The 12,572-nt window shown below is 65.8% G+C and carries 12 protein-coding genes; 2 read left to right on the forward strand and 10 right to left on the reverse strand.

What is annotated here, in order from left to right:
* Positions 1-6: 6 nt before the first annotated feature.
* From EXE41_RS10160 to EXE41_RS10180, 5 genes are all read right to left on the reverse strand, one after another.
* Positions 7-432 carry a universal stress protein gene (locus EXE41_RS10160; protein ID WP_049931046.1) on the reverse strand — a complete coding sequence of 142 codons (426 nt, stop codon included), beginning with the start codon at positions 430-432 and terminating at the stop codon, positions 7-9.
* Between the two features lie 93 nt (positions 433-525).
* Positions 526-972: a peptidylprolyl isomerase gene (locus EXE41_RS10165; RefSeq protein ID WP_049931060.1), complete on the reverse strand. Its 447-nt coding sequence runs from the start codon at positions 970-972 to the stop codon at positions 526-528.
* Positions 973-1,115: 143 nt separating this feature from the next.
* Entirely contained in the window at positions 1,116-2,792 is a 1,677-nt protein-coding gene (locus tag EXE41_RS10170; RefSeq protein ID WP_094519733.1) for a hypothetical protein, read from the reverse strand.
* Between the two features lie 116 nt (positions 2,793-2,908).
* Positions 2,909-3,727 (reverse strand): hypothetical protein, encoded by an 819-nt coding sequence (locus EXE41_RS10175; protein ID WP_137690938.1) that lies wholly within the window; start codon positions 3,725-3,727, stop codon positions 2,909-2,911.
* Positions 3,728-3,733: 6 nt separating this feature from the next.
* A complete protein-coding gene (locus EXE41_RS10180; RefSeq protein ID WP_158294410.1) occupies positions 3,734-4,789 on the reverse strand; it encodes a hypothetical protein in 1,056 nt (351 codons plus the stop codon).
* A 402-nt stretch (positions 4,790-5,191) separates the two neighbouring features.
* On the opposite strand from EXE41_RS10180, the gene EXE41_RS10185 reads away from it, so the two are divergent.
* Positions 5,192-6,049, forward strand: coding sequence for a metallophosphoesterase (locus EXE41_RS10185; protein ID WP_094552470.1), 858 nt, complete (start codon positions 5,192-5,194; stop codon positions 6,047-6,049).
* Positions 6,050-6,237: 188 nt separating this feature from the next.
* Here EXE41_RS10185 and EXE41_RS10190 read toward each other — a convergent pair whose 3' ends face one another.
* The 5 genes from EXE41_RS10190 to EXE41_RS10210 all read right to left on the reverse strand — a co-directional run bounded on the left by EXE41_RS10190 (position 6,238) and on the right by EXE41_RS10210 (position 11,422).
* Entirely contained in the window at positions 6,238-7,716 is a 1,479-nt protein-coding gene (locus EXE41_RS10190) for an MATE family efflux transporter (RefSeq protein WP_094520667.1), read from the reverse strand.
* Positions 7,713-8,303, reverse strand: coding sequence for a TetR/AcrR family transcriptional regulator (locus tag EXE41_RS10195; protein WP_137690939.1), 591 nt, complete (start codon positions 8,301-8,303; stop codon positions 7,713-7,715). The genes EXE41_RS10190 and EXE41_RS10195 overlap by 4 nt, the downstream gene beginning before the upstream one ends.
* A gap of 27 nt (positions 8,304-8,330) precedes the next feature.
* Positions 8,331-8,627 (reverse strand): hypothetical protein, encoded by a 297-nt coding sequence (locus EXE41_RS10200; RefSeq protein ID WP_137690940.1) that lies wholly within the window; start codon positions 8,625-8,627, stop codon positions 8,331-8,333.
* A gap of 1,107 nt (positions 8,628-9,734) precedes the next feature.
* Positions 9,735-10,976, reverse strand: a complete 1,242-nt coding sequence (locus EXE41_RS10205) for a chemotaxis protein CheC (protein ID WP_049931030.1) — start codon at positions 10,974-10,976, stop codon at positions 9,735-9,737.
* A 233-nt stretch (positions 10,977-11,209) separates the two neighbouring features.
* Positions 11,210-11,422, reverse strand: a complete 213-nt coding sequence (locus tag EXE41_RS10210) for a hypothetical protein (RefSeq protein WP_049931028.1) — start codon at positions 11,420-11,422, stop codon at positions 11,210-11,212.
* 203 nt (positions 11,423-11,625) lie between these two features.
* Here EXE41_RS10210 and EXE41_RS10215 point away from each other — a divergent pair, with 203 nt between their 5' ends.
* On the forward strand, positions 11,626-12,534 hold the full coding sequence (locus EXE41_RS10215) for an ADP-ribosylglycohydrolase family protein (protein WP_049931026.1): 909 nt from the start codon (positions 11,626-11,628) through the stop codon (positions 12,532-12,534).
* Positions 12,535-12,572 lie beyond the last annotated feature (38 nt).

Raw genomic sequence — 12,572 nt, forward strand, 5'->3', positions numbered from 1 at the left:
GGCCTCTCAGGACTGCTGGTTGGGGAAGACCATCACCGGTACGGCCGCCTCTCGGATGAGTCGGTTCCCGGGGTCGCCCGCCAGCGTCTGCTTCCACGTGTCCATGTCGCGCGGCGTGAAGGCGACCACCGTCGCCGCGGTCATCTCGACCGCGTCGACGAGCGCCTCCGTGACCTCGCGCGCTTCGAGCGTCACCCACTCGAACTCGAGGTCGCGGCGATAGAGGATGTCCGAGAACGTTTCGTAGGTCGCCCCGGCGAACTGGTCTCGACCGGTCTTGATCGTCGTCTCGGCGTCGGTCCCCCGCGTGACGTGTGTCACGATGAGCGTGGTCCCCGCGTCGAGATGCGGCCGGATCGCACGCGCCGTCGCCTCCGCGTCTTCGGGACTCGCTATCGGGACGAGAATGCGTTCGAAGAGCTCGTCGTTCACAACGGAACTGTCTCCCAGACGAACATAACTCGTGGGGGACGTTCCCGAGGTGCGGCTCTCCGTGTGCGGCGGGCACCGACACCCCAGTCGGACTCAGTTGACCTCGATGATCTCCACGTCGAACGTCAGCGTTTCGCCGGCGAGGCGGGGGTTGAAGTCCACCCGAACGATCTCCTCGTCGACGTGAACGACCTCTCCCTGACTCCCGTTCTGAGCCTCGAGATACGAGCCCTCCTCCGGCGTCTGTCCGCCGAGCATCTCTCTGAGCTCCGCGGTCTCGAACTCCTGGACGTGTTCCTCGCTGGGTTCGCCGTAGGCCTTCTCCGGCGGGATCGTCAGCGTCTCCGTGTCTCCCGCCTCTAAGCCGATCAGTCCCTCCTCCATCCCCTCGATGACCTGCTCGGCCCCGATTTCGACCGTCAACGGCGTGTACTCTCTGTCGGGTTGCGCTTCGGCGAGCCCCGCCTCCTCGGCGACGGACTGCCGGGTGGTGTCGAACACTGTTTCGTCGTCGAGTCGGCCCGTATACTCGATCGTCACGGAATCGCCGGTATCGATCGTCATACGCGTTCGAACAGCGCCGCACGGAAAGTCTGTGGCATTGCGCGACAGGAGCCGGTGCGGCACAGTGCGGCGTCGCCGTGTCGGCGGTCAGGGCGGGCGCCGACGGGTGGCTCGCTTCGTCACTGCGATCCGACCGACCGCCGGAGCGCGCGCTGTGCGCGGTACAGCGTGTACGCAACGGAGACCCCGACGAAGACTACCGCCGCACCGACGGCAGCGAGCACCGGACCGGACGCCGGCTCCTTCAGGTCGTCGCCCGTGCCGCAGTTTCCGCAGCCGTCGTCGCCGCAGTTCCCACACCCCGGCGCGTCCGTCGAGTCGTCGTCCGCCGAGTCGGCCGTCGATCCGCCCCGGTCGGCCGCGGTGGCCTCGTCTGCGTCGGGGGTGGCACTCGTCTCGTCCGGTTCGCGAGAGACGCCGTCCGGCCGCGTCTCGCTCGGCGTTTCGTCCGGGCCGTCGTCCGTGGCGACCGGCCCGGCGGTCACTTCGACCGAGTCCGTGGCCTCGCCACCCGAGTCGTCGGGCTCGTCGAACAGGTGCGGCGCGTGCGAGCGGAGCGCCTCCAGCCCAGCCTCGATCTCTTCGCGGTCCTGGTGGCCCACCGCGAACTCGGACAGCTCGTCGACCATCTCGCGGGCGCGCTCGGATCGGTCGTTCTCGACGTAACTCCGGGCGGCGTCGAACATTGCTCGGCCGAGCCAGTGTGCGAACACCGGGTTCTCGTACCGGTCTTCGAGCGCTTCGAGGCGTTCGAGCTTCGTCTCGCCCGCGTCGATGTCGCCGTCGAAGAATGACGCGCGCGCGGAGAAGAACGCCGCCACCGCCGCCCACGTCGCACTCGACGGCGTCGAGAGTCGCTCGTGGTGCGCGGCCGTCTCGCTCGCCCAGTGTTCGACCCGACTGATGTCGGCCGCCTCGAAGCCGGCGCGCGCGGCGTTCGCCGTCGCGACCGGGAGCCAGCGGGTGATCGACTCCTCCCGGGCCGGGTACCGGTCGGCGAGCGCTTCGATCCGACCGATCCGGTCCTCGATCGCTTCGACGTCCGTCCGCTTGGCGTCGGCGTTCGTTCGGCCGGCGAGGACGCCGGCCAGGCCGGCGGCGACGTCGCCGTCCGGGTGGGTTCGAAACAGCTCCTCCGCGCGGGCGACGCGGTCACCTTCGACCGCCGAATCGGGATGGTCGTCGCCCGTGTCGGCGCCGGCGTTGCGGCCCAGCGGCACGTCAGCGGTCTCCTCGCTCTCGGGTTCCTCGCCGAGGTACAGTTCCGCGTGAGCGTACGCCCGCAACAGCGCGGCCGCGACGTCCGGCTCGGGATGCGCGTCGTACAGCGTTTCGAGACGGTCAACCAGGGGTTCGATCCGATCGCGACGATCCCCTTTCCCGTTCGCGTGGATCGTCTCGGCGGTCGCCCGAGCCAGCGGCGCCGCGATCGCCGGCTCGGGGCGGCGGTCGTACAGCGTTTGGATTCGGTCTCGGTACGCCTCGATGCGGCCGGGGTCGATCGCGGTCTCGTAGAGGTCGTCACGGTCCCGCACGCTCGTCGCGTTCGCGAGGGCGTTCGCGAGGTGGACCGCCGTGTCGTTGGCTCCGCCGTGGCCGCGGAGCCGGTCCAGCCGCGCGATCGTCTCGGCCTCAGCGTCGAACGCTCCGCGTTCGCCGTAGGCGTCGGCGAGCGCGACGAGGGCGTCGGTCAATCGCGCGTGATCGTCCGGGCTCCTCTCGGCCGGTTCCGTCGCGGCGATCGCCTCGACGCGTCGCTCTAGCTCGTCGACAGACCGTGTGTCGCTGGCTACCATATGTGTTGACTTACCCTTGGCGTCTTCCGACGTAAACGCTCGCCTTCGAGCGTGGCGTCACCTGCTGTCGTTTTCCCCGCGCGTCCCGCTCCGTGCTGCCGAGCAGTTTCCGGTCGTCAGGCACTAGCGCTGGCTGCGTCGGCACTCCGCTTGAGCCTGATAATGAGACTAATCAGGAAGGTCCCTATCATCACCAAGAGCACGTTGACGGCCCCTCGGATTGCCGGCGCCGGGAGCGAAGTGGCGGTGGCGCCCTGTATAACGCTCACCGTCCCCACACAGATCAGCACGGCGATCACGTAGGTGACGGTGGCATCGAGGACGGTCCCGTGCGTTAACCGACGCGCCCGGATCGCCTGTCCGAACGAGACCCCGTAAACGGTGAACGCACCCGCCGCGGTCGCGACGATCACCTCCGCGACCACCGTCGGTCCGAGCCAGACAACGAGCGGGAACTGGATTAAGGCGAGCAGCATGAATCCAGTCTCGATCCGTCGGGCCGTCGACAGCGAGATCCGGGTTCCCTCGGTCGATGTCGCGGGCTGAGCGTAGTACAGTTCTCGGAGTGACAAGGCGAGGAAGACGGCAAAGAACAACTGTGAAAGGAGTCTGAACGCGACGAGAACCGTTCCAACTGCCGGGCGAATCGTCTCGGCCAGCAACAGCGCCGAGAACACTCCACCGACGGCCGTCGACAACGCGACGTACCGCCACACGAGCGTGTCATGCGGTTCGTGTCGCGCTGTTACCAGCGCGTACCGCGCCGTTCCGAGGCACGCGGCCAGCACGAGGACGAGGGCGACGAACCGAGTGACGCTGACCCCGAGTACCGGTGACGAGGTACTAACGACCGCTGGTCCCGGCTCTAACGCGCTCGACCCGAGAGTCGCCGTCATCAGTTCGTTCCCGCCACGTTCGACGACGCGGTCACGCATTGCTGGTCACGATAACAAGTCTCGTTTGAACGCTGCCACAGAGGCGTATCGCTCCATCTTCGCTGTTCTCAGCGACTTCAGCAAGACTGTGGACAGTCCTTCGGGGATACCGGTCACGACGTCTCGCGTGTGAACGGTCCCGTCGTCGCGGGTCGGCGCGGCGCCCGTCAGTAGCTCGTGCCCGATCATACCGAGCCCGTAGATGTCGGTCGCAGTGTCGACCCCGCCGAATCGGTCGGGAGCGACGTGTTCCGGTGCCGCGTACGAGTCGGGTATCTCGGAGAACGTAGTCTCCGGCCCGAACACTTCCCGCAGTCCCCAGTCGCTGACCCGCGGAAAGGCCCACGCGTCAGGGTCTTCGACGGCGTTGACCGCAGTAATCACGCCCGGCCACATCGCACCGTGAAGCACGCCCGCAGCGTGTGCGTACTGAACCGCGTCGGCGATCTGTAACAGAATCCACCTGGCTTCAGCCGGTGAGACCGGCGTCTCTCTCTCGGTGAGGAGCCCCGGTGCGCCCCGCTCAGAGACGAGCCACGGTACGGGGCGCGTTCCGGCGTCGACGACGCGTGCGACAGCGTCATGATCGTCGATCCGACGCCACCGCTCGATCGCGTCCCGAAAGGCGTCGTCATGCATACCGCTGGCGATCACACCCCGGCGGCACGTCGCGGTGAATTCGCGCCCGCTCGTCGCGAATTGGATGCGCTCGGCGTCTGAATCGCCGGCTGCTTCAGCAGCCTCTCTTGACCTGTGTTCGGTCAGCGATCGGTCGAGTCGGGGTGGCTTCGCAGGGGGCTCGTTTGGGGGATGTCCGGGCGTCGGCGACGCGTCCTCGCCGTCCGCGGAGCCGGTCGACTCCTCTCGGTCCGCCGCGACGGCGGGTTCGGTCGGTGAGATCGCTTCGTCCCCTTCGTCCGCGATCACTGACCCGCCGGATTCGAACTCGGGGGGTTGATAGCCGGCGACAGTCCGGATGGCAAGTGACTCGTCAATCAACCCGGCTTCGACCGCCCCGTCGATGATCTCGGCGACCGCCTCCTGGTTGTGGTCGTCGAGCACCGCGAGAGTTCGAAGCGCGACCGACCGGGCCGCTGGATCGCGAAGCGCTCGTCGGAACCGTCCGGCACAGGCGTCGACGAGTTCGGGCGTCTCCGCGGACACGAATCGAAGTGCCCACGACGCGGCTCGTTGAACTTCCTCGTCGTCGTGCTCGAGCTGCGCCACGACCCGCGCGGTCCGCGCGGCGTCGAACGATTCGGGATCTGTGAGCGCCGCCTCGAGCAGCTCGTTCGGGTCCGGCGTCAAGTCCGTTCGGTCCATGATGATACTCTACCCAACAGCACGTCGTCACGTGGTCTGCTCAACCTGAGAGAGTCACGCTAATAAATCACGCTACATCACCCACGGTCCGCTCGATCTCCACCAAACGACTTCGGGGGTCGAAGACCAAGGTGTACCGACATGAGTGTTCCGCCCGCTACTGTCGAACGAACCTCCGGCGACCCGTTGATCGTACACGTCAGTGATATCCACGGCTACCTCACGGACGCTCGAAGCGCGCTGCTCGCCGTCGGTGACTCCGGGCAGTATCCGGACCTCGTACGGGCCGATGAGTCTGACCGGCTCCACTGGGCGGACAACGATTACGTACTCGTGGTCAACGGCGACGTGATCGACCGGGGGCCGGCGAACGAGGAGTGTCTCGAGATGGTCTGGCGACTCCAAGAGGAAGCCCCGCCCGGGCGGGTCCGATACCAGTTAGGGAATCACGAGTTGGCTATTCTGCTCCCGTCGTTCGTCCGGTGGCCGGGTGCGTATTCCACCGGCCTCGACGCGGCGGACCGGCGCGAGTTTCTCCGGCGAGCCAGCGAGGGAGCTGTCACGGCCGCCTTCGAGGGATATCAGTATCGCTACAGTCACGCCGGACAGAACGAACCGTTCGACGTGACGAGGGTAAACGACGTAGTCCGGAACGCCGCGAGCGAGCTGTTGGCCGTCGACGGCGACGACAGAACGGTACAGAAGCGGCTCGAACGACGACACGGCCGCGTGTTCGCTCTCGGCAGCGACGGCGGCCGTGGCCCCGATGCCGGGCTCTGCTGGCTGGACTTCACGCACCTGGATCCGTCGGCCCCACCACAGATCGTCGGCCACACGAAGCGAGTCGACCCCGTTCGGAACGGCAACGTGGTCTGCGGGAATATCATCCGGATGAACCACCGCTCGGCAGGGGGCGAGGGCGTCCTGATCGAGAGCGCTGATTCGCTGGAGGTCGTCCGCCGAAAACCCGACGGGTCCGTCTCCGTCTCATCGGTCTGACCGGCGCGCGCCGCGCTGTAGCGGGCGATCGGCGCAGGTGGACCCGCTCCGCGTCTGTGCGTGACAACGCCCGCTGCGGCGACTGCCCAGTTCTACCGGTGTACGGGGCGAGCGCCGCGACGCGCGGCCCCGAGACCGTCCACGGGGCCGAAAGCGTCGACGGTGCGTTTCGGATACGGCTGAAGTGATCAGTCGTCCCCGATGGTGGCCTCAGCGTCGTCCGGTTCAGGTCCCGGTTCGGAGCCGCCGGGGTCCGGCGTCCCGCGAACGTCGCCCGCACGCCACGTCCCGCGTCGGAACCACAGCCACGCGATGACCGCCCCGGCGACGTTCGAGGCGAAGAACGCGATCCAGATGCCCCGGACGTCGGGCTGGCCGAGGAACCACAGGTCGGTCGGGAGTATGCCCTGCGAGGCCACGTAGGAAACGGGCAGCCGGATGACGGCGAGCGCCGTGATAGAGATGGCGGCGGCGATCAGGGTCTTCCCGGCGCCGCGGAAGCCGCCCGTGAACGCCCGCTGGATCCCGATGAACCCGAACGAGAGCGCGACGTACCGGAGGAACTGCGCACCGACATCGAGCACGGCCGGGTCGTCGGTGAACACCGAGACGATTGGTGTCGGGACGAAGAAGATGGCGACGCCGACGACGCCGAGGATCCCGAACAGTCCCTTCGCGGCCACGTAGTTGGCCTCCTGTGCGCGGTCGTACTTGCCGGCCCCGACGTTCTGCCCGGTCATCGTCTCGACGCCGCGCGCGACGGCGATCGCGGGGAGGAAGATGACGGAGAACACCCGCGTTCCGATACCGAACGCGGCGACGACCGAGGTCGAGAACAGCCCCACGACAATCAGCAGGGCGTTGATCGAGAGCGCCCGACCGGTCCCCTCGATCGACGCCGGGACGCCGATTCGGAGGATCTTCCGGAGATACTGGAGGTCGGGCTTCATATCGGCGACGTTGATCTGAATCCCTCGCGTTCCCGACAGCATGATGTAGAGGCCGACGAGCATCGCCAGCGCCCGCGAGAAGATTGTGGCGATAGCGGCGCCCTGAATTCCGAGTTCCGGGAACGCGATCGGGCCAACCGCCCAACCGTTGATCAGGAACGGGTCGAGGATCACGTTGATGACGACCGTCCCGAACATGACGAGCATCGGCGTGATCGTGTCGCCCGCGCCGCGCATCAGCGAGATGAACACGAAGAATCCGAACATGAACGGCAAGCCCAGCGCGACCACCTGCATGTACGCCGTCGCGCCGGGGAGGACTTCGGGCGAGGCGCCGAGGAACGCGAGGAACTCCTCGACGAACGGATACCCGATCGCTCCGAAGATGACCGAGGCGATGAACGCGAACGAGACCGTCTGCGAGGCCGCATACTCGGCTTTTTCCGTCTCCTCGGCGCCAGTGTGCTGGGCGACGAGGACGCTCCCGGCGACCGAGAGCCCCATCCCGAGCGAGATGAGCAGGAACACCATCGGGAACGCGAAGGAGATAGCCGCCAGCGCCTCCGTCGAGTACTGGCCGAGCCAGAACGTGTCCGCCAGGTTGTAGGCGGTCTGCATCAGGTTCGTAATGACGATGGGAAGCGAAAGGAAAAACAGCGGTTTGACGATGCCGCCCTCCGTCAGGTTGAGCTCCTCTTGGCCTTTGAAGAAGCTCACGCGACCACCTCCGATCGGGGCTGCCAGCCGAGGTGGAGTTCCAGCGTGTTTTCGAGCATCCGACGCGTGTCGTCAAGCGACTCACCGAGCGCCACGTGTCGGGCGTGTGCGCCGTTGATCGTCGTCGTGACGAGCCTGGCGACTTCGTCCGGGTCAGTCTCGGCGAAGTGTCCGCCGTCGACACCGTCGGCGACGATCTCCCTGACGACCTCGCACACGATGTCGTCGAGTTCGAGGAACCGTTCCCGGTACAGTTCCTGGAAGGGTGCTTGGGCTTTCAGCTCCATCATCGCCACGGGGAAGCCGTCGGCGGCGGGATCCGACGGTGTGAAGGCGTGGTCGAGGAACGCTGTGAGCCGGTCGCGCGGGTCGGTCGCCTCGAACGTGAGTTTCGTCTTGAACCGCTCGATCAGGTCGTCGAGGAACGCGTTCAGCAACTCCGCTTTCGTGTCGAAGTGGTAGTGGATCGCGGCGGTGGTCATCGACGCCTCGTCGGCGATTTTCTGTACCGTGAGGCCGGCGTACCCGTGCTCACACAGCACCGAATTCGTCGCGTCGATGATCTCGGATTTTGTCTCCGATCCCATTTCGTTCTGTCTCAACTTACTAACTGATTAGTTAAGGGCCTTCTGATGCGACGGCGGAGCCGAGGAGTCGGTCGCTGCGACTGCGAGAGTCGAGTGGATCGGTGTCGTGTGCGGCGTCACATCGCCGAGGCCGACCTTCGGTGTGATCCAGGACCCGGCGCCGACCGGCGGAGCGGCTAGAAGCGCGTCCGGTACGCTGTCGCCGTTGAACTCCGACAGCGCTCGACAGACCGGACCGCGTCGTACGCGTTTCCCGTCGATCGCGTTCCGCGCGTCACCCAGGCCACTCACCGGCGGCGTGACAGAAACCGTGTCAAACTTCACGTCGTGTCGCCGCAATCGTTCGCTCGACATGAATCCGGAGCTGATGGGGGTGGGGGTCGCACCGAGTCTCGTCGGCGTCGCGCCGGTGGGGACCTGAGCCTCTCCGGGCCGACGTCCCCGACCACCCCGCTGGGGCCGGTGGGACGGGCGCTCCTCTTTGCCGGCCTCGCCGGGATACGACTCAGTCTCGGCCCCGATCGGTAAGTCCCGCCGGTCGTCTCTGGACCGGCGTGAGACGGGCCGCCCGGTCGTCGGGAGGTATGTGTCGAGAGCGGACGGACTACGCACCCGGCGAACGCCCCTAACGGCGAAGTGACTCACTGTTCAGCGGGGGCCCACCGGTGAAGTCTCGGCCGACGGTCGCGTGGGCCCTCGGAGTTGTCGGGCAATAGATCGAAGCGAGAACCGAACGAGTGCTTGTGTGTCTACGACACATTTCTGCCGAATGTTTAATCCAGCTAACCGCGAACTGGTGGACGGAAAGAGAGTCGCACGCTCCCTTTCCCCCCCTAATGACCGACAGCTCGGCGCCGCTCGGACAGTGCCCGAGCTGCGACCGCGAGATCCCCGCGGCGTGGAAGATCATTGAGTACGATCACGGGGACGGGAATACGGGTGTCTTCGCGGAGTGTCCGGACTGCGATGCGGTGGTGAAACCACGGTAGGCCGGTCCGCTCCCTCGACGTAGTCGGGGAGTTCCGGTCTCGGAGACGGCTTGGTCTCAGATCGCGACCTCACAGACGCGTCTCAGAGAAATGGAGTGGCCCCCCCGCCCGTGTGTGCGTGAACGATGAAAATCGGCACGTCGTTCATCGCTGGTCCCGTTAGCTTATGTACAATTCGCACAATACAGTCTCGACGCCGGCGAGACGACCGGCAGAGATGACCTCACCGTGCGACGATCGACGCCGCGGGACCTCGCCGTGACGGAGACGAATCTCGCCAACGACGAGAAGAGCCGCCGGCGCACGGGATGAGCGGGCCTGTTCAAGCCGGTGGTTCCAGTCGCCCTCCGTTCCAGCGCACCGGCGGATTCGTGACTTCCGGGTCGACCGTTAGCCGCTGGGCGACGCGATGACTTCGGACGACATCACCGCACCCAAAGCGCTACTCGACGTGCTCTTGGAACAGGGACTCGGGGTCGGCCTCCATTTCTGCCTCGACGTCAGCGGACAGTTCGCCGACCGAGAGTTCGTCGAGCGCCTCCTTGAGCTCCTCGGCCCGTGGGAGGGCGAGTATTTTGCAACTCACGGCGTCCCCAGCCGTTTTAATGAGGGTGTCGAACCCGAACACGTACTCCTGCGTCGTCGCGAGATCCAGCATTATCGGATCGACGATAGCCGACGCGAAGTCGTGGACGAACTCCGGAGGGGTATGCTGGTTCGACGTGCCGAGCACGTTCGCCCACCCGTCGACGAATCCGCTGATCATGATATTGCTGATCTCTTCGATCGCGCTCTCGTGAATTCCGTCGAATCCGTCGGTGACCGCTCCGGTACCCATCGCCTCTGCGATTGTTTCGGCGGAGGGCTCGTCGAACAGGACAAGGACGTAGCCGGTGGGGAGGCCGGTTAGCTTCGCAACGACGCCCACCTGCTGCTCGTCACCGAGTCGCGGTCCGATCTGTTCGACCTGAAGGAAGCTCATGCGGCTGACCGTAACCGACGTGTCGATCCCGGTCATCATCGTTATGCTGTCGCCTGCGGTGTCGCCGCCCTTCGCGGCCATTCGGCTGAACACCTGGAGCTTGTCCAGCGGTATCGGCGTCGACTCGCTGGTGAGCCGGGTATCGAGAATATGCCTGAACGACGCCTCCTCGAGGAATACGTACGCCGTCGTTTCGACGACTGCGCTCGACGTTTCGAACGTTGTGTTCACCGTCAGCACCTGATTCGACGCCTGATCGATCGGCGTCGCGTCCGGGATGATGTCCGTCCCGCCTCCCGTCAGGTACGTCGGTGGGCGCTGATCGATAGCCTGGTTCAGATAGTCCGCCCACCCGTCGATGAACCCGCTAAGCATGATGTTTCCGAGTTCCGTGAGCCGCGATTCGAGACCGATCGCCTCGGCGCCGTCACCGGGAAGGCTCTTCGCGAGCGTCCTCGCGCCCGCCTCGTTGAAGACGAGCAGTGCTGTCCCAGCGATACCCCCGGAGAATTCGCTCGAAATGCCGATGAGATCCTGATTGTGAAGGTCAGCGATGATATCTCGACGCCGGAGGAGATCGATGCTCGTCGCTTCGACCGTCGGCCGGACACCGGTCAACTGTCCGAGTGAGTTCGCGGCCTGTTTCGACCCGTCATGAGCGAGGCGATTAAACTCTCCGAGGGCGTTAACCTCAATCTTCATATATGGTATGTTAATTGACAAGGCAGCATTTTAACACTTACCCCGGCGTTCCGCACCGCGGAAGCGAACCCTGAGAGCTCCTCGAACGGTGACGCGTTATACGGGCGCCGAGTGAAGGCAGCATCGGTAACCGCAGCATCGATGAACGCGAAGCGGCCACCCTCGGCAGTTCGTTCGGAGTGACGCGTCGTCCGCTGCGGAGATTCACTGTGCGTCGGAGAATCCGTAGGCTTTCACTCTCTGAACTCCACCGTGTAGCCGTTGTCGCGGAGCGCCTCGACGAGTTCGTCTCCGCGCTCGATCGTGAACTCGTGGAACGAGTTGTCCGGGCTGTCCGCCGAGTACAGCTCCGAGTCGATGTTGTCCGGGACCTCGTTCTGATGGGTGTCCTCCTGGACGACGACCGGCTGACTGGGAACCCGGGTAGAACTGCTTTCCTCTGTCATTTGAACATATCTTGTTACAGGTGTTCGGATATTTGAATTTCGATCCGGGTTCGGATCGGGACCGGCGTCCCCACGAACGAATACGGCCGGATCGGTGCCGACGGCGGACGGGTCGACCAGAGCCGTCGACTCCGAGAGCGAGAGCTGCCGGAGCCGGTGCGCGTCACCCGACACTTTTCGTGGGGGCTCGTGTCGTGTGACGTATGGACGTTGATCGGGCCCGCGGTGTCCTCTGTGGGATCGCCTGTGGCGACGCGCTCGGTCGGCCGGTCGAGTTCATGTCCGCGTCCGGGATCCGTACCGGTCACGGGCGACTCGACGAGATGGTCGGCCACGGAACGTGGAACCAGCCCGCCGGGACGATCACGGACGACACCGAGCAGGCGCTGTGTATCGCGCGGAGCCTCGTCGAGCGGGGAGAGTTCGATCCGGCGGACATCGCGGAGCGGTTCGTCGCGTGGTACGACAGCGACCCGTTCGACATCGGCCGGATGACGATGAAGTCGTTGAGCCGACTCAAGCACGGCGGCGAGTGGGACGAGGCGGGCCGGCACGTCTGGGAACACAGCCCGGAGGGGCAGAACGCCGGGAACGGGAGCGTGATGCGGTGCGCGCCGCTCGCAGTTCCGTACGCGGCGGACCGAGAGCGACTCGTCGAGGTGAGCCGGGATTCGTCGCGGATCACGCACGCCGATCCGCGGTGTACGTACGGGTGCGGGATCCTGAACCTCACGGTGGCTGGGCTCCTCGACGACGCGGACGCGCCGTTACGGGATGCGCTCGACTACGTGGGTACGGACGCACCCGCTGAACTCGTCACGGCGCTTCGGCCGCTCGCTCGGGGAGACTCGCTCGACGACCTGGAGACGTCGGGCTACGTCGTTCATTCGCTACGGACGGCACTCCACGACGGGCTGTCCGCCGAGAGCGCCGAGGAGGCAATCGTGACCGCGGTCAATCGCGGCGGAGACGCCGATACGATCGGGGCGATCGCGGGTGCGGTCGCGGGTGCGCGGTTCGGCGCATCGACGCTTCCCGATCGGTGGCTCGACGCCGTCGGCGAGGCTGACGAACTCGAACGGATAGCGGACCGGCTCGTGGAGACGGCGTAATCCCTCTCTTGGCGTTCGACAGGGACGGACGGTGAACC

This window comes from Halorubrum sp. SD690R, from assembly GCF_005435035.1.
In the GTDB taxonomy this organism is placed as follows: domain Archaea; phylum Halobacteriota; class Halobacteria; order Halobacteriales; family Haloferacaceae; genus Halorubrum; species Halorubrum ezzemoulense.